Genomic DNA, 22,970 nt, shown 5'->3' on the forward strand with positions numbered 1-22,970 from the left:
ATTATAGGTGAAAGTGACTAATTTTGTGGTGTTATGCCACTCGTGAACCATTCAGCATATGAAGCGCCCATGTTCTTGCGCAACCGTCATTTACTGACGATTTATCCCACACTATTTCGCAAAATAGCGCCGGCGGATTATAGAAGGGAGCGTATACCTACACCTGACGGTGATTTCCTGGATCTGGATTTCAGTGAAAAAGGAAACGACAAGGTCGTGGTGATTTTGCATGGACTGGAAGGAGATGCTTCCAGGAAATATGTATTGGGAATGGTGCATCATTTCAATGCGGGGGGGTATGATTCTGTGTCGATGAACTTCCGTGGTTGCAGTGGAGAGCCCAATCAGGCATTACGATTTTATCACAGTGGAGAAACCGGCGATCTGGATACCGTTATTCGTTATATCGCGTCCTTGAAAAAATATTCCGCTATTCACCTGGTAGGGTTTTCTCTGGGAGGAAATGTAACCCTGAAATATGTGGGCGAACAAGGAGAGCAGATTAATCCGCTGATACGGTCGGCGGTGGCTATTTCAGTCCCTTGTGATTTGGCCAGTAGTTCCGTGGAACTGGCCAAGGGACATAACAGCATTTATATGAACCGGTTTATCCGTAGTTTGGGCCAGAAGCTGAAAGATAAACAGGTGCAGTATCCTGAAGCAATTGATCTCACTGATTATAATAAAATCCGCAATTTCCGGCAATTTGACGATCGTTATACAGCGCCTATACATGGATTTAAAGATGCCATGCAATATTGGACGGCATGCAGCTCGCTGTACTATCTGAAAAATATCAGTATTCCTGCCTTACTCATTAATGCGCAGGATGATCCGTTTTTAAGCAAGGAATGTTTTCCGTTTGAGTTGGCGGCTACGCATCCCTTTTTACATTTTGAAGCGCCTCGAACCGGAGGACATGTAGGCTTCGTAGGTTTTAAAGACCCGGTTTATTGGTCAGAAAGACGTGCGCTGGAGTTTACTGCTGCTATCTGCTGATAGTGTAAAAAATACCTTTAATAAGAATTGTGTCTCCCAAAATCATCTGCTACAAGAGATTGTTAAAAACACCTTGTAATTTTAACTGTTTTTTATAATTTACGCTCAGCCTTTAGCATCTATTTCTTATTACTATGGAGCGTATGCCATCCGAAGAGGAAGTGTTAAACAGGATGCGTGATGGAGATGAATCTGCCTTTTCAAGTATTTATCGGCACTATCACCCTGGTTTGTATGTTTACTTGTTACGATTCTGTAAGGTCCCGTCATTGGCGGAAGATCTGGTGCATGACGTATTCCTGAAGGTTTGGGAAATACGGGAAAGAATTAATCCGCAACTATCATTTAGCGGCTATCTGTACAGGATAGCACGGAATCATGTGTTAAAAACAATTCATAAGCTGGCAGATGACCATGCACTCCGGGCGCAATTGTTTATGCAATTGCAGGAGCGGGAGCACAGCAATGAAACGGATGTGTTGTCAAAGGAATATAACCGTTTATTCCAGGAAGCTTTTGCGGGGCTTACGGTACAGCGTCAGAATGTATTCCGCCTGTGCAGGCAGGAAGGAAAGAGTTATGATGAGGCAGCGGCCATTTTAGGCATCTCCAGGAATGCTGTCAAGAAGCATATGGTACTGAGTATGCGCTTCATTCAGGATTATATTTATCGTCATGGGGATATATTAATCGCCTCTTGTATGGTGGCGGCTATGATGAACTAAAAAAATATTTTTGACAGGGGGTACCCTGTTTCTTCATTTCCGGATATTATAAACAGTGGCACTGCTAAAAAGTGCCGGACACGTTAAAAACGTTATGCATCACCCTGCATCTTATTATCAGCAACTTTTGACCAGATACCTGGATGGGAATTGTACGCCTGCAGAAGTCGAAGAACTGCTAGCATGGCTAAACACCCCTGAGGCGCGGCGTGCTGCGCTCACTACGATGCAGGAGGATTTTGAGCGGACGATGTCCACCCCTGTCAATGTGCCTGAGGCGATGAGTAATCGTGTGGAAACGAGGCTATTGCAGGAAATTAGTAAGAACAAAGTGGTGCCTATGTATCAGCAGCGCCGCAAAAAGTGGTTAGCGGCAGCTGCTGCCATGACTGCGCTGGTGGTAAGCGCTGGCTATTTTATAAAGCATCATCGCGTGCAACCGGCTGTAATTCAGCCTATCGTGCATGTAACAGATATTAAGCCGGGATCAGACAAAGCCATTCTGACCCTGGCGGATGGAACGCAGGTCACGCTGGACAGTGCAGGACATCAGGTCATTGCCCAGGGAGGTACGCAGATCAAGCAAAAAAACGGTCAGTTGCAATATGTGGCGGCTGGTAATGCTACACAGGCGGTGATATATAATATGTTGCGTGTACCTCGCGGCGGACAATTCAAACTGGTATTGCCGGATGGCACTACCGTATGGCTGAATGCCGCTTCCAGTCTGCGCTATCCTACAGCTTTCACCGGCAATAGCCGTACGGTGGAAATAGAAGGACAGGCTTATTTTGAAGTAGCACAAAACAGTAATAAGCCTTTCATTGTGCAGGCGGGAAAAACGACGATACAGGTACTAGGAACCGGTTTTGATATTATGTCTTACCCAGACGAAAAAGAGCAGCGTACCACCTTGGTAGACGGTGCGGTGAAAGTAATATCTGGTAAGACAGAGAAAATACTGAAGCCGGGGCAGCAGGTTGCTCTGGACAACGAAACCGGAGTTGCTACTGTACAAGATGCGGATGTACAGGGTGTTATCGCCTGGAAAACCGGCTTCTTTGAATTTGATAATGTAAGTCTTGCTACCGTATTGCGTCAGTTAGGACGCTGGTATGACCTGGACATAGATAACAGATTTTTGCATAATAACGCCAGGTTGGGAGGCCGTATCAGCAGAAACCTTCCACTGTCAGAAATATTGCCTATGCTGAGGAGTGCTGGAGCGGATTTTCATTTGAATGGACGAACGCTAACTGTAACTGCAGCAGATAACTAGATTTTATTGAGAAGTAGAAAATTATTAACTAAAACAACCAAAAGAAAGGACAGCGTATAATCATGGCCGTTATTCCACGTCGGCAGTACCACGTTCACTAATTGTAAAAACTGAAAACAAAGAAAGCAAACACACAATGACAACCGAAACTAGCTAACAGTTTCCTTGTCCAAAAAAAACCGGAAGCGCTCGCAACACTCCCGGCAACATTTGGGCAGGTTAACTGAACAGAATCCCTTATCGAATCATATTCGTCAATTCCCAAACACTACAAAAGTATGCAATTTAACTTTAGTGGTATAGTTTCCGGTACCCGGAAGTTTATATCTACAAAAACGTTCTGCGTTATGAAATTGACTGCCTTTTTGCTGCTTGCAGCGTGCTTACATATTAGCGCAAAAGGATTGTCGCAGCAGATCACTCTCACAGAAAAAGGAGCCCCCCTTAAAAAAGTGCTCAGAGAGGTTGCCCGTCAGGCGGGAATATCTGTTGTTTATGATGAAACTCAACTGGCTGCAACTAATCCAGTGACTATTTCTGTTAAGAATGTATCTGTTCAGGCAGCATTGGATAAAGCCCTGGAAGGACAACCATTGTCCTATAAAGTGGACGGTTCCCGTATCACCCTGATCAAGCTGCCTCCTCCCGCCACTATCTCCCAGGACTCCTCCCTTACAGTTAGTGGGAGAATTCTGGACGAAAAAGGCGACCCCATTATCGGGGCAACCATCCGTATCAATGGTACCAGCACAGGCACCACTACAGATGCAGCCGGAAAATTTTCCATTAAAGTGCCCGGGCCCAAATCCCAGCTGGCTTTTTCTTTTATCGGCTATACTCAGCAAGTGTTGCAGGCGTCGGCTAATCCGATGACTGTTAGACTCTCTCTTTCTGCTACCTCTCTGACAGAAACGGTAGTAGTAGGTTATGGTATCCAGAAGAAAAGCGTAGTAACGGGGTCTATCTCTTCCATCAAATCTGCTGAATTTGAAAATCAGCCGGTTACCCGCGTAGAACAAGTATTACAAGGCCGTACTTCCGGCGTTACCGTAGTAGCGGCTTCCGGTCAGCCCGGTTCTGCTTCTGCTGTTCGTATCCGCGGTAATACCAGCTTTAATAATAACGATCCACTTTGGGTAGTGGATGGAGTGGTTGTGGATAACGGCGGTATCAGTTACCTGAACCAGTCTGATATCGAATCCATTGAAGTACTGAAAGATGCTGCATCTGCCGCTATCTACGGTACCCGCGCTGCCAACGGCGTTATCCTCGTTACCACCAAAAAAGGTAAAGCAGGGAAACTGTCTGTCAGCTACAATGGTTACCTCGGTACTTCGGCGCCAGCTCGCAAGCTGAAAATGCTGAATGCCATGGAATATGCTACCCTGCGCAATGAGGCCCTCGTTGCCGATGGCAAAGCGCCTTTATATGCAGACCCAAAATCGCTGGGTCAGGGTACCGACTGGCAGGCGCAGATCTTTAATAACAGCGCTGCCCGTCAGAACCACGAAGTGAGTCTGAGCGGCGGTAACGATAAATCTACTTTCTATACTTCCTTTGGTTTTATGAAGCAGGAAGGTATCGTTGCTTCTGCTATCTCCAATTATCAACGCGCTTCTTTCCGTACCAATTCTGCTCATAAAATCGCTAAATGGCTGACTTTCGGTGAGAATATTGGCTACTCTTATGAGAAAACATTGAGCCTGGGTAACACCAACTCCGAATTTGGCGGCCCGCTTAGCTCTGCGATCAACCTGGACCCTATCACTCCTGTAGTAGAAACGGATCCTGCAAAAGCTAACGCTTCCCCATATACGAACAATGGCGGCTTAGGTATCTGGAGAGATGCCAACGGTAACCCTTACGGTATTTCCGGCGTAGTGGGACAAGAAATCACTAACCCGCTTGCCTATATTAAAGCCAGACTGGGTAACTATAACTGGGCGCATAACCTGGTAGGTAACGCTTACCTGGAAATGGAGCCTATAAAAGGATTGAAAGTACGCTCTTCCCTGGGTGGCAAACTTGCCTTCTATGGTTCAGAAACATTTAACCCTATTTCTTACCTGAACTCTTCTACTACCAACCCTCGTACTAACTTCGCACGAGACCAGAATAACAGCCTTGCCTGGAACCTGGAGAATACCATCTCCTATTCCCGGATTATTAATAGCCACGACTTCACCATCCTCGTTGGACAAGGTGCTTATATGGACGGTCATACTGCGAATACCAACGTTGTATACTACGATATTCCTGCAACTAATTTCAAAGGTGCATCCCTCAACTTTAACACAGCACAGGCCAACCGCCTGGCAAGTGGTAAAGATGGACAAGAGCATAGAGTATCATCCCTCTTCGCCCGTCTGAACTATAACTATCAGGAAAAATATCTCTTCACCGCTATTGTGCGTAGAGATGGTTCCAGCAGATTTGGCCCTGAATTCAAGTACGGAACATTCCCTTCTGTTTCCGGTGGTTGGGTGCCTTCCAAAGAATACTTCTGGCCAGAGAATAAAGTAATCGACTTCCTGAAAATCCGTGGTGGATACGGAACAGTAGGTAACGACAACATTACAGACAACGGCTTCCTCTCCACTATTGGCGATGGCAGAAACTATACCCTTGGTTCAGATGGTAAAATCTGGGTAGGTAACAGCCCGAATGCCCCTGCAAACCCTGGTCTGCATTGGGAAGAAACCCGTCAGTCCAATATAGGTTTTGAAATGGCATTCCTGCAACATTTCAACTTCACATTTGACTGGTTCAATAAGAAAACTGTGGGCATCCTGATGAATCCACGCGTACCAACCTACACCGGCGCATTCGGTAATCCTCCTGCAAACGTAGCGGATAACCAGAACCGCGGGGTGGATCTGGAACTGGGATATCATGGCAATGTTGGAAAAGTGAAACTGAATGTAAATGCCAATGCATCTTATGTGAAAAATACAGTGTTGTACCTGGGTGAAGGCGTTAACTACATCACTACCAGTCAACAAACATTCCAAAGCAGTACTTATCCTATCACCCGTACCATTTTGGGCCAGGCTTTCAATGCTTTCTATGGTTTCAAAACAAACGGTATCTTCCAGACACAGGCAGATGTGGATAACTACAAAGATGCAAAAGGAAATAAAATCCAGCCAAATGCAAAACCAGGCGATTTCCGCTGGGTAGATACCAACGGCGACGGTCAGATCACAGATGCTGATCGTCAGATCCTCGGTAACCCTACTCCAACCTGGACATATGGTCTGAACATCTCTGCTACTTATAAAAACTTCGACCTGGCCCTGTTTGCACAAGGTGCAGGCGGAAATAAAATCTTCCAGGGACTTCGTCGTCTGGATGTACTGAACGCTAACTATCAGGTGAAAGCCCTGGGCCGCTGGACTGGTGCTGGTACTTCCAACGATTATCCGCGCCTGATTGATTCAGATCCTAATCACAACTTCTCCAATCCTTCTGATTTCTACCTGGAAGATGGCAGCTATGTACGTCTGAAAGTATTACAGCTGGGATATACTTTATCTAACCAGATTATCAAACGCATCGGTGCACAACGTGTAAGGATATACGTAACAGGCGAGAACCTGTTCACCTTCACAAAATATACCGGCTTTGATCCGGAAATCGGTGGAACCATCTCCAGCATCGACCGTGGTATTTACCCACAGGCACGTTCTTACATGGTGGGACTGAATGTTACTTTCTGATAATTTAAACACAGGACGAGATGAAAAGAAATTTCTTTAAATATATCATGGCAGCAGCAGGAGGATTTATCCTTCTTGCAGCTTGCAGCAAGAGTTTTATCACCGTTGATCCAAAAGGAACTGCGGTAGAAAGCAATTACTACCGCAATCAGACGGAAGCTTTCAATGGTCTGATCGCTGTATATGATGTGGTGGGCTGGCAAGGTAGCATGTACATAACCAAAGTGGGTATGGCCGATGCCGCCAGTGATGACCATTATGCTGGTGGCGGTGGCGCCACGGACGTATCTGGCTTACAGGTAATGACCAACTACACCGTAGACGCAGCACAAGGACCCTCTTCAGAACTCTGGCAGAAAGGCTTTGCCGGTGTTTTCCGTGCAAACCTGTTGCTCACAAAGCTGCCAGGCGCCACGATGGATGAGAACCTGAAAAAGCGCTATGCAGCCGAGTGTAAACTCCTTCGTGCGCATTTCTATTTTGATCTCATCAGATTATTCAAAAACGTACCGCTTATCACTAAGCCATTGGCCAACAGCGAAACTTATTCTGTTGTACAAGCCGCTCCTGCTGATGTGTGGGCACAGATTGTGAAAGACCTTCAGGATGCTATTGCAGAATCACAGCTGCCGGATAAAGTGGCTGGTGCGGAATTAGGTCGCGTTACAAAAGGTACTGCACACGCTTTGCTGGGTAAAGTGTATCTCTGGCAACAGAAATATACAGAAGCAGCTACAGAACTGGCGGAAGTAAATGGCGCTGATCCGGGTAATGTGAGCGCGAAATATGGTTACAACCTGTTGAAAAACTTCGGTGATCTCTGGAAATCAGACAACGCCTCTAAATTCAACAGCGAATCCATTTTCGAAATATCTTTCACTTCATTGAGTGGAGGTACCTGGAACTGCGTTTCCTGTACAGAAGGTAATGTACTGAACATCATGGTAGGACCACGCGGTTATAAACCTACTGCCGGCGCTCCTGATTATTATTCCGGTTGGAGCTTCCTGCCTGTAACACAGGATCTCTATGATCTGATGCATTACGATCCCCGCTTTAAATATACCATCGCTGATCTGGACAGCCTGGAAAAGAACGGTATTGCACGTTATGACAAAGGATATATGAATACCGGCTACTTCCTGGAAAAATTCGCTGCTCGTAGCTCCAATATCACCAAAGGCGGTGGTAACACAGAGCTGAACTTCGGACAGAATATGTACGAAATCCGCCTGGCTGATAGCTACCTGATGGAAGCAGAAGCTTTGATAAAAGGAGGTCAAGGGGGAGACGTGGGTACCCGCGCCTACAAACTGCTCAATGCAGTTCGTGGCCGTGTAGGTTTGCCCGCTGTTGCCGCTACCTTCGATGTTATCATGAAGGAAAGAAGAATGGAACTGGCTGGTGAAGGCCAACGCTGGTTTGACCTGGTAAGAACCGGACTGGCCCCTACAGTACTGGGATCAAGAGGTTTTAAAGCCAATAAAAACGAAATCCTGCCAATTCCATTGCAGGAACTGGAAAACACCAAGCTGGAACAGAACAAAGAATATGGCGGCACTAAATAATGTTGCCAGTTATCCTAAAATCGTATATCCATGAACGTTATAAACAGAAATATTTTTGTTGCCGCGATGCTAGGTATGGCTTCTTTCTCTGCCTGCACGCCGGAAAACAGCAATAAGAAGCTGGATGCAATTCCTGCTGCTTCCTTTACGGTTGCCCCTGTTGCCACCAATGCGAACCGTTTTGTAGTAAATAACACTACGCCGGGAGCATTCATGTATGTTTGGACAACCCCTGTGGGCGGCGCTTCCAGACTACCATCAGATACCTTTACCTTCGGACGTAAAGGCGATTATGATATCAAACTGGTAGCCTATTCTCAAGGCGGTTCTTCTACCACTACCAACAAAGTAAGCGTGGCCAATAACCTGCCACCCACTTTGATTCTGCAAGGCGCCAATTTAACCGATGCAGGCGCCAGCGCTTTCTGGAAGGTGCTTAAAACGCCTGGTACTGCTACTACTATCAACTTCTCCGGTACAGGCGTGAATTTCTCCAGTGGAGGAACCAGTAATGGCGCTATCTATCAGAGAGTTAAGATCAACTCTATGCGCGACTACTACGTGAATGTATACGCACATGGTAATGGTATGGTGGGCGACTCTGCATGGTTGGACGTATATCTTTCCAACAGCGAACCGTTGACTAACTGGGACTACACTACGAATTTGTATGTGTCGCTGAATACGAGAAAAGGTTGCGGCGGTGCTGCGTTCAACGGCAATATGAATACAATTGCCTGCTTTGGCCCTGGAGCTGGTAAAAACGGATTTATCACTTTCGGTTCTTCCGGTGATTACTACCTCGTCATTAAAGCGGGTTCTCTCGGCAGCAACCCTGCTTCCAGTAACCTGGGCGCTGGCGGTATTACCGTAGACAGCGTAAGCCTCTGGGAACAGATCAGATAATATACTATCTTGAATGGAGTCGTTACCAACAGTAACGACTCCATTCTTACCTAAATATTTGTTGTTATGAAACTGCTTGCCGGCTTGTGCCTTCCACTGCTGCTTGCCGGGCATATATGCCTGGGAAATAGCGATACCACCTCCCCTAAAAAAATCATCGTTGATAAAAAATGGGCCTTTGAAAAAACGCCCATATGGTCGGATGAATTCAACTATACCGGCCAGCCCGATTCCACCAAGTGGGGCTACGATATCGGGGGCAGAGGATGGGGAAATCATGAGCTGCAATACTATACCGATCGCGGTAATGCTACCGTGGAAAATGGTTTGTTACGAATAGTTGCAAAGAAGGAAACAAAAGAAAATCGCAATTATACTTCAGCAAGACTCATCACAAAAGGGAAAGGGGATTTCCTCTACGGCCGCTTTGAAATTAGGGCTAAACTTCCTTCGGGAAGAGGTACCTGGCCTGCTATCTGGATGTTGTCCACCGACTGGACCTACGGCGGATGGCCTAACTCCGGGGAAATAGATATCATGGAACATGTGGGGTACGATCCTGGAAATGTGCATGTAAGTACCCATACCAAAGCGTATTATTTTAAAATCAATACGCAGAAAACAAGTATTACAAAGGTTGACAGCATCTATTCGGCTTTTCACACCTACCGCCTGGATTGGACGCCAGCTACTTTACGCGCCTATATCGATGATAAACAAGTTTTCGAAATGAAAAATGAAGGCGCCGGTTTCGAAGTATGGCCATTCGACAAAAGATTTCATTTGCTGTTGAATATCGCTGTGGGCGGAGACTGGGGAGGCAAAGAAGGCGTAGATGATGCCATATTTCCTGCCACTATGCTGGTAGATTATGTGCGGGTATACCGAATGATAGATCAACCTTAATATCCACGAATTATGAGAACAAACAAATATATCCTTATATATTTTTTATCCCTGCTACTGGTGGGAAACGTGTCTGCCCAAAAAAATAAAAAGGGCGATGCACCCGCCATGGAAGCCTGGATCACTAATCCGGACCGCTCTGCATTGCTGCAACATCAATCGCAGGCGAGTCCTTTCGGTACTACAGATAACGGTACTCCTGTCATCAACGTAAATGCAAAAGAGCGGTTCCAGAGTATAGATGGTTTTGGTTTTACCCTTACAGGAGGCAGTGCCACCCATATCCATCAAATGCCCGCTGCTGCACAAGATGCACTGTTGAAAGAATTGTTTCTGACAAAAGATAATGGTATAGGTATCAGTTATCTGCGACTCAGTATTGGCGCATCGGATCTGAGTGCGGAGGTGTTTACATATGATGATGTTGCGGGAGACACGAGTCTGCAACACTTCTCCATTGCCCAGGAACAAGTGGATCTGATTCCTGTTATGCAACGCATCCTCCAGTTAAATCCCCGTATTAAAATACTGGGTTCTCCCTGGACAGCCCCCGCCTGGATGAAAACCAATAATAGTTTTATCGGAGGAAGTCTGAAACCGGAATTCTATCGCGCCTATGCACAATATTTTGTAAAATACATCCGTGCGATGAAGGCGGTGGGTATTCCCATTGATGCCATCACTATTCAGAATGAACCATTGCATGGCGGTAATAATCCCAGTATGGTAATGCAGGCGTCAGAGCAGGCGGAGTTTATCAAAACTGCACTGGGACCCGCTTTCAAGGCCGCAGGGTTGAAAACGAAAATCATCCTCTACGATCATAACTGCGATAAGCCGGAATATCCCATGAGTATACTGGCGGATAAGGCAGCGTATCCTTACATAGACGGTTCTGCGTTCCACCTCTACGGAGGCACTATAGACGCCATGTCTAAAGTACATGAAGCGTATCCCAATAAACATCTTTACTTCACAGAGCAATGGTCAGATGGTAAAGGGAATTTCGGTAGGGAACTAACGGGGAATACTACACGCTTAACGGTGGGGGCTACACGTAACTGGAGCAGAAACGTGTTGCAATGGAATCTGACCTCCAATCCCGCACTTACCCCACATACGGATAAGGGCGGTTGCGGACAATGCCTGGGCGGCGTTACCATTGATGGTAGTAATGTAACGCGGAATTCATCTTACTATGTAATTGGCCACGCTGCTAAATTTGTAGCTCCTGGGTCCGTTCGGGTGGCGTCTTCCGTTATATCAAATCTCGATAACGTAGCTTTTATCACCCCTGCCGGGAAAAAAGTACTGATAGTTGTAAACAATCATCCACAGGCACAGGAATTCCAGGTAAATGACAACGGTAAACTGGCAGTGGCCAGACTGGAGAGTCATGCTGTTGGAACCTATGTCTGGTAAATATATTTGAGCACTCAATCCATGAAAAGAATAATTTTAAGCGCAATGTTGCTGGCCTGCGCGATGAGCAGTTACAGTCAGCAAAAGAAAGTCACCGTATACACAACGGCTGCGAATACGGATCTGCGACTGGCACAAACAGGCACCCTGGAATTTAAATCCATGCCTCAGCCGCTGGAAACGGAGCCCTGCGTTTTTGTAGATCCTAAAGTAAGCTTCCAAACCTTCACTGGTATTGGTGGCGCACTGACAGATGCTTCTGCTGAAACTTTCGCCAAATTGCCTAAAGCAAAACAAGAAGAATTACTGAGAGCATATTATAATGTGAATAACGGTATCGGGTATACGTTTGCACGTACCAATATTCAAAGTTGTGATTTTTCCAGTGATACGTATACTTACATCGAGGAGCACGACAGTACCTTAAAAACATTCAATATCAAACATGATTTGCAGTATAAAATACCATTCATCAAAGCCGCTACCCAGGCGGCGGGAGGTAAACTGCCGCTGTTTGTAAGCCCTTGGAGTCCGCCGGCATGGATGAAAGATAACAACGATATGCTGCATGGCGGTCATCTGCTCCGCAAATATTATCAGGCATGGGCAAATCATTATATCAAGTTTATCCGTTCCTATGAAGCGTTGGGTATTCCTGTATGGGGACTGAGTGTACAAAATGAACCGATGGCCAAACAGAAATGGGAGTCCTGCATTTTCACGGCGGAAGAAGAAAGAGATTTCATCAAAGGCTACCTCGGACCAACGCTGGCGAAATCGGGCATGTCCAATAAAAAATTACTCTCCTGGGATCATAACCGCGATCTGCTCTATCAACGCGCCAGTACGCTGTTACAGGATAAAGAAACAGCCAAATACATCTGGGGTATCGGTTATCACTGGTACGAAACCTGGACGGGCAGCGATATGCAGTTCCAGAACGAACGACTGGTACAACAGGCTTTCCCACATATTAACCTCGTATTTACCGAAGGTTGCGTAGAAAAATTTGACTACAATCGCCTGCATGACTGGGCTATAGGCGAACGTTACGGCTATTCCCTGGTGAACGACTTTAACAGTGGCACCGTTGCATGGACTGACTGGAACGTGCTGCTGGATGAAAACGGCGGCCCTAATCACGTGGGTAATTTCTGCTTTGCCCCGGTGCATGCAGATACCAGAAGCGGAGAACTTATTTATACCAATGCCTATTACTACCTGGGGCATTTCTCTAAATTCATTCGCCCTGGCGCTAAGCGAATAGTGAGCTCCAGTAGCCGCTCTCCATTACAAACAACCGCTTTCCGCAATCAGGATGGAAAACTGGCAGTAGTGGTGCTGAATATGAGCGACAAAGAAATCCCGTATCACCTGTGGATTGCGGGTAAAGCTGCGGCCACTAGTAGTCAACCACATTCCATCAGTACGTTAATAATAGAATAGGCTAATATATAAGTATTTCATAACGAGTAGATGATGATATAAAGCCCTCCGTTTCGTCCGGAGGGCTTTTCGTATATTTGTAGGTATGGATATATTGAATTCAATAACTGCTTTTCAATCTTCTCCTGAATTACGAGAGAAGTTGTATGAATACAGTGATGTAAAGACGTTTAAAGAAGGGGATGTGATTCTGAATGAGCAGTCGAATATCCGCGCTATTCCTATTGTAGCCAAAGGGAGTATGCGGGTCATGCGCACGGATGATGATGGCAGGGAAATACTGCTTTACTACATCAGGGCGGGTGAAAGCTGCATTATGTCTTTTTTGGGAGGCATGCACCAGGAGGAAAGCAAAGTGAAAGCCGTGGTGGAAGAGGATGCGGAGATTTATTTTCTGCCGATTGAAAAAGTAGGCATATTCATCAAGGAATATCCGGAGTGGTTGGATTACATTTTCCGCTTATATCACAAACGTTTTGAAGAGTTACTGGAAGTGGTGAACGCTGTTGCCTTCCGCAAGGCGGATGAGCGCCTGTTGCAGTTGCTGCAAAAGAAAGCGGAGCTGACAGGCAGCAAAAAGCTGCAAGTAACGCATGAACAGCTGGCAAATGAGCTGGGAACTGCCAGAGCAGTGGTTTCCAGACTATTGAAACAATTGGAAGAAAATCAGGTCCTGAAACTGGGCAGAAATAAGATTGAGCTTATGTAACAAATGTCACAGTACAAGAAAAACTAATATAGGACCTTTGGTATATCAAAACTGGATATAACTATGCATGTAGAACAGATTTATACCGGATGTTTGGCCCAAGGCGCCTATTATATCAGCTCTGCTGGCGAAGCTGCCATCATTGACCCATTGAGAGATACCGCTCCTTATTTGCAGCGTGCTGCCAAAGATGGAGTTAAGATTAAATATATCTTCGAAACGCATTTTCATGCGGACTTCGTATCAGGTCATCTGGACCTTCATCAGCAAACCGGTGCGCCCATTGTATACGGCCCCGCCGCCGATCCTGCCTTTGAAGCCATCATCGCAACAGACGGACAGGAATTCAAAATCGGCGATGTAACCATCCAAGTATTACATACGCCTGGCCATACGCTGGAAAGCGTCACCTACCTGTTGAAAGATGAGACAGGAAAAGATTACGCCATCTTCAGCGGAGATACGCTCTTCCTTGGGGATGTAGGCCGCCCTGACCTGGCGCAGAAAAAAGATCATATCACAAAAGAAGATCTGGCAGGCATGCTGTATGACAGTCTGAATAACAAAATTATGCCCCTGGCAGACGATGTGATCGTATATCCTGCACATGGCGCCGGCTCTGCCTGCGGTAAAAATATGATGAAAGAAACAGTGGATACATTGGGCAACCAAAAGAAGCTCAACTACGCCCTGAATCAACCGGATAAAGCCTCTTTCGTAAAGGCGGTAACAGATGGACTGCTACCTCCTCCCGATTATTTCCCTGCCAACGTTTTGATGAACAAGCAAGGGTATAAAAGTCTGGATGAAGTAATGGAACGCGGTCTGATGGGCCTCACACCGGAAGCATTTGAATCTGCTGCAAATGAAACCCGTGCGCTGATCCTGGATACCCGCGATAACACGGCGTTTACAGCAGGCTTTGTGCCGAGGTCCGTGAATATTGGTCTTCGTGGCGATTTCGCGCCATGGGTGGGCGCACTCGTTGGCGATGTAGCCCAGCCACTGCTGCTGGTAAGCGAGCCAGGAACAGAGTCGGAAGTGATCGAAAGATTAAGTCGCGTAGGCTTCGATAACGTGATCGGATATCTGGAAGGAGGATTTGAAAGCTGGAGAGACGCGGGTAAAACAGTGGATACCATTCATCGTATCAGCGCAGACACCTTCGCCGAAGCATTTAATGAAGATACAACGGTAATAGATATACGAAAACAAACAGAATACGATGCAGAACACGTAAAAGATGCTTACAACAGACCGCTGTCTGATATCAGCGCCTGGGTGAAAGAAGTGGGACACAAAAATCAACATTTCTATATTCACTGCGCCGGCGGCTACAGAAGCAGCATTGCCGCCAGTATCCTGCAAATGCACGGTTACCGCAACTTTTCTGAAATAGCCGGCGGTATGAACGCTATTAATAAAACAACTGTACCTGTTACAGACTTTGTATGCCAATCGAGAACATTTAAAAATTAATAATGGAACAACTGAGCGCAATGCTCCGTCAGCCCTGGCCATGGTATGTGGCTGGGCCGCTGATTGGGTTAACTGTACCCTTACTTTTAATTATCGGAAACAAAACATTTGGTATCTCTTCATCACTGCGACATGTATGCGCGGCATGCATGCCCGCCAGGATACCGTTTTTCAACTATAACTGGAAACAGGAAAAATGGAATTTGGTTTTTGCTTTGGGCATTTTACTAGGGGGATTTATAGCGATGGAATTCCTGAGAGATAGTACAGCCGTAACTGTGCATCCTCACCTGGTAAAGGAATTAGCGGGCTATGGCATCCAGGATTATTCTTCGCTGGTACCCAATGACCTCTTCACCTGGTCTCAATTATTAACGCCACGTGGATTGATCATGATGGTGGGCGGCGGTTTCCTCGTCGGGTTCGGTACCCGCTATGCTGGCGGATGTACGAGCGGCCATGCTATCATGGGCCTCTCTTCTCTGCAATGGCCTTCCCTCGTAGCTACCTGTTGCTTTATGATAGGCGGTTTCATTATGGCCAACCTGATTCTCCCAGTTATCTTATCACTTTAATCATTGCTATGCTGAAATACTTATTGGCAGGAACTGCCTTCGGAATAATATTAGTCAAAGCTGAACTGGTGAGCTGGTTCAGGATACAGGAGATGTTCAGACTGCAATCATTTCATCTGTATGGCATCATCGGAAGCGCGGTGTTGACAGGCATGTTGTCTATATGGCTGATTAAAAAGTTTGGTATCCGTACTATTGGCGGAGAGAAAATTAATATACCAGATAAGAAATTTAATAAAGGAAATATCTACGGTGGATTAATATTTGGTTTAGGATGGGCGCTAACCGGCGCTTGTCCGGGGCCGTTGTTAGCGCAGGCTGGTGGTGGCGCTACTGTTATAGCGGTAACATTACTAAGCGCTATTGCCGGAACATGGGTCTATGGCCGATTTAGAGAGAAGCTCCCTCATTAAACAAAACAGCCTGTGTCGACTGACACAGGCTGTTTTGTTTAATGAGAAATTATGGGAAACGACTTCTACCTATAACCTTTTACAATTACGAAATGTTATAGTCTTTGATATTTCGATTTACCTTATTTTTTCATCCCCCTCAAAAACGAAAGTTATGCCTTACTCTCCTTTATTAATCAAACCTTTCAAGGACGAACTGACCTCTATTGGTGTGAAGGAATTATTAACTCCTGAAGATGTTGATAAGGCGTTAGATCAGCCTGGCACTACACTGGTGGTAGTTAATAGTGTTTGCGGCTGTGCTGCCGGCATTGCCCGCCCTGCTGTAAGGAAATTACTGGATGATGAGTCCGGCCATAAACCTGACCGTATCGTTACTGTATTTGCAGGACAAGAGCTGGAAGCCACTGCCCGTTTTAGGCAACACATTGCTGACATTCCTCCTTCCTCACCCAGCTTTGCATTGTTTAAAGACAAGGAACTTATATACTTTATTCCCAAACATAGGATTGAAAGCAGGGATGCCAATGCTGTAGCATCTGACTTGCTGTCAGTTTTTGAAGAATACGCTTAGAAACTTAATATAAAAAGGCCGTCTCTACTTAGTAAAGATTTATCATTCACCCTATTTTTTCACCCCTCAAAAACTGATGTTATGCCTTATTCTCCTTTATTAATCAAACCTTTCAAGGATGAAATCGTAGATGCAGGTGTTAAGGAATTACTTACTGCTGCAGATGTCGACAAGGTGATGGCACTGAATGGTACCACGCTGGTGGTAGTCAACAGTGTTTGTGGTTGTGCTGCAGGTGTGGCCCGTCCGGCGATTAGGAAACTTATGGAGGATGATTCCGTTAAGAAACCTGATCGCATTGTTACCGTATTCGCAGGCCAGGACCTGGAAGCAACTGCAAAGTTCAGAAGTTATATCCCCGATATTCCTCCTTCTTCACCAAGCATTGCGCTGTTTAAGGATAAAGAAATAGTATATTTCCTTCCTAAATTCAGAATTGAAAGTCGTGATGCCAATGCTGTGTACAACGACATTGTGAGCGCATTGGAAGAATTGGTGGCGGGATAATCATAATCATAAAAATAGAAACGCCGTCTCTACTTAGTGGAGACGGCGTTTTATTATTTTGCTGCCAGTACCGGCTTTACTTTCTCTACTATCATTTCCTTATCCACCCGAAGTGTAGCGGTTTGTCGCACATCCGTTGCAGAAGCGGAGAGTTGTAGGGTATATATCCCGGGAGACACGATCCATGCAGACCTGCTTTCGTCAAACCAAGCCAGGTCCATCGCCGTAATCCCAAATTGTAAATTATCCTTTTCTCCTGGTTGTAATAATTTGGTTTTCGCAAAAGCTTTTAACTCTTTAGCCGGCCTTCCTGCTTTTATAGCCGGCGACTGTACATATAACTGCACGACCTCTTTACCAGCCTTCTTTCCGCTATTTCCCACTGTAATACTCACTTTAACAGGCGCCACATAAACAGGACTGCTCAAACGTAACTGGCTATACGAAAAAGTAGTATAAGATAACCCATGTCCGAATGGATAAGCCACCGATATATTTTTAGTAGTGTAATAACGATATCCTACATAGATATCTTCCGTGTAGGTAATTTCCGATGGCTTGCCCATCAATGGATTCGCGCCGGAATTATCTGCGCCTGGTATTTCTTTTCCGGGGAAATTATCTGCGGAAGGAACATCTGTGTAGTTAAGAGGGAAGGTAGCTGCCAGTTTCCCGGAAGGATTGACATTACCATTCAGCACATCTACCATGCAACTGCCGCCTTCCTGGCCAGGCTGCCAGGCAAGGAGAATGGCATCTGCCATGTCGCGCCAACTGGCCGTTTCAATAACTCCATCAATATTCAACACAACGATGACCTTTTTATTTTGTGCATGGAAAGCGCGACTAATACTTTCCAATAAAGCGATTTCATCTTTTCTTAGATTGAAATCATCCGCTACTTTTCTATCGGAACCCTCGCCGGCATTACGTCCCAGGGTGATAACCGCCGCGTCCATATATTTAGCGAGGCGGCCAATAGTTTCTGTATCCAACTGTAATTCCGGAATGGCCGGTGGTGTACCGAACAGGGAATGCGATTTAGGTTGCTCTGCTAACTGGTTAGTGATATATTTACTGTACTCTGTCTGCAATCCGGCATCCAATACAAAACCTCCTTGCAGCATGGCCTTATCCAGGTCCGTTACATACGCCTTGAAAACCCCGCCGCTGCCCGTTCCTCCGGCAATAATCCGATAGGAGGTCACGCCGAATAAAGCAATTTTTCCAGGCGCTCCCACAGGTAATGCATTTTCATTTTTCAACAGCACCATACTTTCTGCACCAGCTCTGCGCGCAATAGCTGCACTAGCTGCCAGATCCGGTTTATCGGTATAAGCATATTTCCTGAAAGTAGGAGATTGTAAGATTAACTGTAATATGCCCGCTACATTTTCATCTAATACTTTCATTGGCACTGTTCCTTGTTTTACCGCTGCCAGCAGGGCGTCCGACTGTGCCGCATAACCTGGCATCAGGAGATTGTTGTACGCCAGTAACTGTTTGACAGGATCTTTACCGCCATACCAGTCAGTCATCACAATACCGTTATACTTCCATTCGTCGCGCAGTACGCTTTTCAGCAAGCCAGGATATTCGGACGCATACGTACCGTTGATGAAATTGTAGGACGACATGACGGTCCATGGTTTGGCGGTCTTAATGGCCAATTGAAAATTGCGCAGATAGATTTCCCGGAGCGCTCTTTCGCTGACATGGGTATTCATCTGCATGCGATTGAACTCCTGATTATTGGCAGCAAAATGTTTAACAGAAACGCCTACACCGGCAGATTGCACACCGCGTACCATGGCGGCAGCAACGAGTCCCGAAAGAACCGGGTCTTCCGAATAATATTCAAAATTACGTCCACCCAATGGATTGCGCTGTATATTCATACCTGGCGCCAGTAATACGTCAATTCCATACTCCAGCGCTTCGCGGCCCATCGCTTTTCCTACCTGCGTTACCAGAGCAGTATCCCAGGAGGAAGCCAACAAAGTAGCTACAGGAAAGGCTGTAGCATAATAGGTATGCGTAGTGTCATGATGCCTGACAGGGGAAATACGTATGCCCGCAGGACCATCCGTAAAAGTGAGAGAAGGAATACCTAATCTTGGAATGGCATGCGTTCTGCCGGAGGCCCCCGGTACTTTTTCCGGTACGGCATCATCAGCAGGATTGCCAGGAGGTAAAATGCCCGGTGGTAACCCTTCTATATGCAGGCCCATGCCCGTAACAATACTGACCTTTTCTTCGACGGTCATGGCCGCGATGACCCGCGGGATACTCTGTTTGTCTGTAAGTCTGATATGGTTGCGATCCTGTGCCATCGTATTTACTGTAACAGATAACAGTACAGGGATGGACATACGTTGGAGTAACTTGTGTAGCATAGGGAACGATATCTTCTTCCCTAATATACTTTTTTTAAAGCATATTTTCTACTCCTGGATAAGATTCGGCAATGGTGTTCCTTGTATGGCTGCAATCACATTTTCCGCAGCCAGACTAGCCATAGCATTGCGGGTACCGCTGGTGGCAGATCCGATATGTGGCAAAATGGCGACAGTAGGTAGTCTTAATAGCGGACTATCAGGACTCATAGGTTCCGGGTTCGTAACATCCAAACCCGCTCCCCAGATAAGACCTTCCTGTATCGCTTCATATAAGGCGGTTTCATCATGAATAGCGCCTCTGGCAGTATTGATGAAAATGGCCCCTGGCTTCATTTTACGGAAAATATCTTTGGTGAAGACCCCGCGTGTAGCGGCTGTGAGTGCAGTATGCACACTGAGTACATCGCTTTGCTCCAGCAGTTCTTCAAAGGAAACATAGCGTGCGCCAAATTCTTTTTCTGCGGCCATATTTCTCCTGCGATTATTGTAGATCAACTTCATATCAAAAGCACGGGAACGTTTGGCGAGTACTGTACCTATCTGGCCTAAACCCCAGATACCGAGGGTTTTCCCTTCCAGGTCAATGCCCAGATTAGCAGTTGGGTCAGAGAATCCCCATTCATGTTGTAATATGCGCTGATGCATAAAGAAGGCCTTCCTGGCTACTGCCTGCATGAGGAGAAAGGCTATATCGGCAGTGGATTTGCTGGGAATACCCGGCACATTGGTAACAGGAATACCCAGTTCCCTCGCTGCCGCAACATCGATGTTATCATATCCGGCAGACATGAGAGCTATCAGTTTCAGATGGGTGACTTTCTCCAGAAAGGGCCTTGGCATTGGTTTTCCACCGGCGTAATACAGTACGTCATAATCCTGTAGCTGGTCGGCCAGCTCGTCTGGCGACAAATTTCTTCTCTCTTTCCATTCGGTAACGTTGATGCCTGCACGCTCCATTAAAATACGGCCCTCGGCCGGTATCACTCTCGTTGCAAAAACCTTCATAGCAAAAAATATTGGTGGCTGTGGAATTTGCAACAAAGATAGTGCCTCCCCGGTTTACACTGGTTTAACAAAAATAAAAGCATTTTATACCTTTGGTAGCTAACAGTGAATCAATGAGAAAACGTTTTCTGACGCTTATACTGCTGCTATTCGCCGCAGTATCCACTTATGCCGCCGATTTTGCAGGCGTGCGCGCTCTGGCTGCACGCAGGGTGCCCTGGCTGGAAAAGTCCCTGATACTCCAGCAAATTGCTGGTGAAAAGGGAAAGGAAATTTTTGAGCTGAGTACTTCCGGGAATAAACTGATTATCAAGGCATCTACTGCCAGTGCCGCCGCGGAAGGGCTCAACTGGTACCTGAAATATTATTGTAATAGATCAATGTCCCATATGGGAGACAACTTGTCGCCTGTAAGCCCCTTGCCCCAAATAGCAGCGCCGGTGCAGATTTTCACGGAAATGCCGGTGCGTTATGCGTTAAATTATTGCACCATCAGCTATACCATGAGTTTCTACAGTTGGGCTGACTGGCAGCATGAACTGGACTGGATGGCATTGAATGGTGTGAATGTAATGCTGGCAACGGTAGGAACAGAAGCTATTTGGCAGCGCACCTTGCAGCGACTGGGCTACACCCCGGAAGAAGCGCGCGCTTTTGTTGCCGGACCTGGTTTTACCGCCTGGTGGCTGATGGGGAATCTGGAAGGCTGGGGCGGTCCCGTCTCCCAACAAATGATTAATCAACAGGAAGAATTGCAACATAAGATCCTTGGCCGTATGAAAGAACTGGGCATAGCGCCGGTTTTACAGGGATTTTATGGTATGATTCCCGTTAATATGAAAGAAAAGCTGCATTTGGATAAAGTGGTGCCGCAGGGGAAATGGGCCGGCGGATTCCAGCGTCCTGATTTTCTGCTGCCGCAAGACAGCCAGTACGCGAAAATTGCCGGGATCTATTACGATGAGATGAAACGTACTTATGGTAAGGATATCCAATACTTAGCCGGCGATCCTTTCCATGAAGGTGGTAATGCAAAAGGGCTGGATGTCACCGCTGCGGCTAAAGGTATTCAGGAGGCTATGCAAGAGGCATTTCCAGGCGTAACCTGGGTATTGCAGGGATGGCAGGCAAATCCGAAAACAGCACTGCTGGCCGGATTGGATAAATCAAAAGTACTGGTACAGGAACTGTTCGGAGAGAATACCGCCAATTGGGAATCCCGCAAAGGATACGAGCAAACGCCGTTTATTTGGTGTACGGTTACCAATTTTGGCGAAAAACTGGGCTTATATGGCAAATTACAGCGTTATGCAGATGAGGTGTACAGGGCATCCACAGGGCCGTACAAACATCTAATGCGTGGAGCAGGTATTATGCCGGAAGGAATTCATAATAATCCGGTTATTTATCAGTTGGTGCTGGAGCTCCCATGGCATCAGGAGCATGTAGTGGTAAAAGACTGGATAACTGCATATGTGCGTTCCCGTTATGGCAGTGAAAATACCCACGTAGAAGAGGCATGGCAGCAATTTGTAGCCACTTGCTACAGCAGCTTTGATAAATACCAGGAAGGGCCAACAGAATCTATTTTCACCGCCAGACCTACTACTGATACAACTCGCCCGGTTTCTACCTGGGGCACCAGACACAGGAATTATGATACCGCCGCTTTCCGGCAGGGAGTAGCGCAATTCCTCGCCGTCGGGCCTGCAATGAAGCGTAGCGAGACTTATCAAATCGATGCGATCGACTTTCAGAGACAGGTGAATTCCAATAGAGGAGAGTACTTATATACGCAAATGATTACTGCATGGAAGAACAGTGACGCGCCGGCATTACATGATTACGCGAATCTATTTCTCCAGCAGATGCAGCAACAGGATAGCTTGTTGTCTACCAATAAACATTTCCGACTGGATACCTGGTTGAATTCCGCGATGGCAATGGGTAGTACATCCGCTGAAAAAAAACAGCTGAAAAGAAATGCGAAAGTACAACTCACTTATTGGGGGCCAGATAATCCTGATACAGATCTGCATGAATACGCCAATAAGGAATGGGGTGGACTGATGAAAGAGTTATATATCCCCCGTTGGAAATTATTTACGGATGATCTCTTCCATTCAAAAGAGAGGGCATCGCATCCGGTGAACTTCTTCCAATTTGAAAAAGAATGGACAGAAAAGTGATCTGAACGACAAAAAAGGAGCAATCAACGATTGCTCCTTTTTTTATTTTTCGGTTAATACTAGATTACTTCAAAGTTTTATCAGATTATGATTCTTCCTTTGTAGGATTGTCTGTGAATCAGGAATGTGTAATTATTACCACAAAATATT

The 22,970-nt window shown here is 46.1% G+C and carries 18 protein-coding genes; 16 read left to right on the top strand and 2 right to left on the bottom strand.

What is annotated here, in order from left to right; translation table 11 throughout:
• Positions 1-33 precede the first annotated feature (33 nt).
• The 15 genes from CLV59_RS03335 to CLV59_RS03405 all read left to right on the top strand — a co-directional run bounded on the left by CLV59_RS03335 (position 34) and on the right by CLV59_RS03405 (position 17,227).
• Positions 34-999, top strand: a complete 966-nt coding sequence (locus tag CLV59_RS03335) for a YheT family hydrolase (RefSeq protein WP_111590573.1) — start codon at positions 34-36, stop codon at positions 997-999.
• Between the two features lie 134 nt (positions 1,000-1,133).
• Entirely contained in the window at positions 1,134-1,724 is a 591-nt protein-coding gene (locus CLV59_RS03340; protein WP_111590574.1) for an RNA polymerase sigma factor, read from the top strand.
• A gap of 55 nt (positions 1,725-1,779) precedes the next feature.
• Complete coding sequence (locus CLV59_RS03345) at positions 1,780-3,003, top strand: FecR family protein (RefSeq protein ID WP_146616115.1); 1,224 nt, start codon at positions 1,780-1,782, stop codon at positions 3,001-3,003.
• A gap of 347 nt (positions 3,004-3,350) precedes the next feature.
• Positions 3,351-6,722 carry a TonB-dependent receptor gene (locus CLV59_RS03350; protein ID WP_111590576.1) on the top strand — a complete coding sequence of 1,124 codons (3,372 nt, stop codon included), beginning with the start codon at positions 3,351-3,353 and terminating at the stop codon, positions 6,720-6,722.
• Positions 6,723-6,742: 20 nt separating this feature from the next.
• Positions 6,743-8,290 carry a RagB/SusD family nutrient uptake outer membrane protein gene (locus CLV59_RS03355; protein ID WP_111590577.1) on the top strand — a complete coding sequence of 516 codons (1,548 nt, stop codon included), beginning with the start codon at positions 6,743-6,745 and terminating at the stop codon, positions 8,288-8,290.
• Positions 8,291-8,320: 30 nt separating this feature from the next.
• A complete protein-coding gene (locus CLV59_RS03360; protein ID WP_111590578.1) occupies positions 8,321-9,196 on the top strand; it encodes a PKD domain-containing protein in 876 nt (291 codons plus the stop codon).
• Positions 9,197-9,262: 66 nt separating this feature from the next.
• The gene (locus tag CLV59_RS03365; RefSeq protein WP_111590579.1) at positions 9,263-10,102 is read left to right on the top strand and encodes a glycoside hydrolase family 16 protein; all 840 of its coding nucleotides are present in this window, start codon (positions 9,263-9,265) and stop codon (positions 10,100-10,102) included.
• Between the two features lie 12 nt (positions 10,103-10,114).
• The gene (locus tag CLV59_RS03370) at positions 10,115-11,524 is read left to right on the top strand and encodes a glycoside hydrolase family 30 protein (protein WP_111590580.1); all 1,410 of its coding nucleotides are present in this window, start codon (positions 10,115-10,117) and stop codon (positions 11,522-11,524) included.
• Positions 11,525-11,545: 21 nt separating this feature from the next.
• Positions 11,546-12,970 carry a glycoside hydrolase family 30 protein gene (locus tag CLV59_RS03375; protein WP_111590581.1) on the top strand — a complete coding sequence of 475 codons (1,425 nt, stop codon included), beginning with the start codon at positions 11,546-11,548 and terminating at the stop codon, positions 12,968-12,970.
• 85 nt (positions 12,971-13,055) lie between these two features.
• Entirely contained in the window at positions 13,056-13,679 is a 624-nt protein-coding gene (locus CLV59_RS03380) for a Crp/Fnr family transcriptional regulator (protein WP_111590582.1), read from the top strand.
• A 63-nt stretch (positions 13,680-13,742) separates the two neighbouring features.
• On the top strand, positions 13,743-15,158 hold the full coding sequence (locus CLV59_RS03385) for an MBL fold metallo-hydrolase (RefSeq protein ID WP_111590583.1): 1,416 nt from the start codon (positions 13,743-13,745) through the stop codon (positions 15,156-15,158).
• 2 nt (positions 15,159-15,160) lie between these two features.
• Positions 15,161-15,733 carry a YeeE/YedE family protein gene (locus tag CLV59_RS03390; protein WP_211323709.1) on the top strand — a complete coding sequence of 191 codons (573 nt, stop codon included), beginning with the start codon at positions 15,161-15,163 and terminating at the stop codon, positions 15,731-15,733.
• 8 nt (positions 15,734-15,741) lie between these two features.
• Complete coding sequence (locus CLV59_RS03395) at positions 15,742-16,146, top strand: DUF6691 family protein (protein ID WP_245950761.1); 405 nt, start codon at positions 15,742-15,744, stop codon at positions 16,144-16,146.
• Positions 16,115-16,720, top strand: coding sequence for a BrxA/BrxB family bacilliredoxin (locus tag CLV59_RS03400; protein ID WP_317048641.1), 606 nt, complete (start codon positions 16,115-16,117; stop codon positions 16,718-16,720). Before CLV59_RS03395 ends, CLV59_RS03400 begins: the two co-directional genes overlap by 32 nt.
• Positions 16,721-16,801: 81 nt before the next feature.
• Positions 16,802-17,227: a BrxA/BrxB family bacilliredoxin gene (locus CLV59_RS03405; protein WP_111590586.1), complete on the top strand. Its 426-nt coding sequence runs from the start codon at positions 16,802-16,804 to the stop codon at positions 17,225-17,227.
• A 53-nt stretch (positions 17,228-17,280) separates the two neighbouring features.
• On the opposite strand, the gene CLV59_RS03410 is transcribed toward CLV59_RS03405, so the two are convergent.
• Together CLV59_RS03410 and CLV59_RS03415 are read right to left on the bottom strand one after the other, a co-directional pair.
• Complete coding sequence (locus CLV59_RS03410) at positions 17,281-19,623, bottom strand: beta-glucosidase (RefSeq protein WP_111590587.1); 2,343 nt, start codon at positions 19,621-19,623, stop codon at positions 17,281-17,283.
• A gap of 48 nt (positions 19,624-19,671) precedes the next feature.
• Positions 19,672-20,631 carry a 2-hydroxyacid dehydrogenase gene (locus CLV59_RS03415; RefSeq protein ID WP_111590588.1) on the bottom strand — a complete coding sequence of 320 codons (960 nt, stop codon included), beginning with the start codon at positions 20,629-20,631 and terminating at the stop codon, positions 19,672-19,674.
• A 113-nt stretch (positions 20,632-20,744) separates the two neighbouring features.
• On the opposite strand from CLV59_RS03415, the gene CLV59_RS03420 reads away from it, so the two are divergent.
• Positions 20,745-22,820 (top strand): alpha-N-acetylglucosaminidase, encoded by a 2,076-nt coding sequence (locus CLV59_RS03420; protein WP_111590589.1) that lies wholly within the window; start codon positions 20,745-20,747, stop codon positions 22,818-22,820.
• The last annotated feature ends 150 nt before the right edge of the window (positions 22,821-22,970 follow it).

The sequence above is a fragment of the Chitinophaga dinghuensis genome (assembly GCF_003259435.1).
Classification (GTDB): Bacteria; Bacteroidota; Bacteroidia; order Chitinophagales; family Chitinophagaceae; genus Chitinophaga; species Chitinophaga dinghuensis.

Coding starts and splice junctions, on each gene's coding strand:
- CLV59_RS03335 (WP_111590573.1), top strand. CDS start 34: ATGCCACTCGTGAACCATTCAGCATATGAAGCGCCCATGTTCTTGCGC.
- CLV59_RS03400 (WP_317048641.1), top strand. CDS start 16,115: ATGGCCGATTTAGAGAGAAGCTCCCTCATTAAACAAAACAGCCTGTGT.
- CLV59_RS03410 (WP_111590587.1), bottom strand. CDS start 19,623: ATGCTACACAAGTTACTCCAACGTATGTCCATCCCTGTACTGTTATCT.
- CLV59_RS03420 (WP_111590589.1), top strand. CDS start 20,745: ATGAGAAAACGTTTTCTGACGCTTATACTGCTGCTATTCGCCGCAGTA.
- CLV59_RS03395 (WP_245950761.1), top strand. CDS start 15,742: ATGCTGAAATACTTATTGGCAGGAACTGCCTTCGGAATAATATTAGTC.
- CLV59_RS03355 (WP_111590577.1), top strand. CDS start 6,743: ATGAAAAGAAATTTCTTTAAATATATCATGGCAGCAGCAGGAGGATTT.
- CLV59_RS03340 (WP_111590574.1), top strand. CDS start 1,134: ATGGAGCGTATGCCATCCGAAGAGGAAGTGTTAAACAGGATGCGTGAT.
- CLV59_RS03375 (WP_111590581.1), top strand. CDS start 11,546: ATGAAAAGAATAATTTTAAGCGCAATGTTGCTGGCCTGCGCGATGAGC.
- CLV59_RS03405 (WP_111590586.1), top strand. CDS start 16,802: ATGCCTTATTCTCCTTTATTAATCAAACCTTTCAAGGATGAAATCGTA.
- CLV59_RS03360 (WP_111590578.1), top strand. CDS start 8,321: ATGAACGTTATAAACAGAAATATTTTTGTTGCCGCGATGCTAGGTATG.
- CLV59_RS03415 (WP_111590588.1), bottom strand. CDS start 20,631: ATGAAGGTTTTTGCAACGAGAGTGATACCGGCCGAGGGCCGTATTTTA.
- CLV59_RS03370 (WP_111590580.1), top strand. CDS start 10,115: ATGAGAACAAACAAATATATCCTTATATATTTTTTATCCCTGCTACTG.
- CLV59_RS03390 (WP_211323709.1), top strand. CDS start 15,161: ATGGAACAACTGAGCGCAATGCTCCGTCAGCCCTGGCCATGGTATGTG.
- CLV59_RS03380 (WP_111590582.1), top strand. CDS start 13,056: ATGGATATATTGAATTCAATAACTGCTTTTCAATCTTCTCCTGAATTA.
- CLV59_RS03365 (WP_111590579.1), top strand. CDS start 9,263: ATGAAACTGCTTGCCGGCTTGTGCCTTCCACTGCTGCTTGCCGGGCAT.
- CLV59_RS03385 (WP_111590583.1), top strand. CDS start 13,743: ATGCATGTAGAACAGATTTATACCGGATGTTTGGCCCAAGGCGCCTAT.
- CLV59_RS03350 (WP_111590576.1), top strand. CDS start 3,351: ATGAAATTGACTGCCTTTTTGCTGCTTGCAGCGTGCTTACATATTAGC.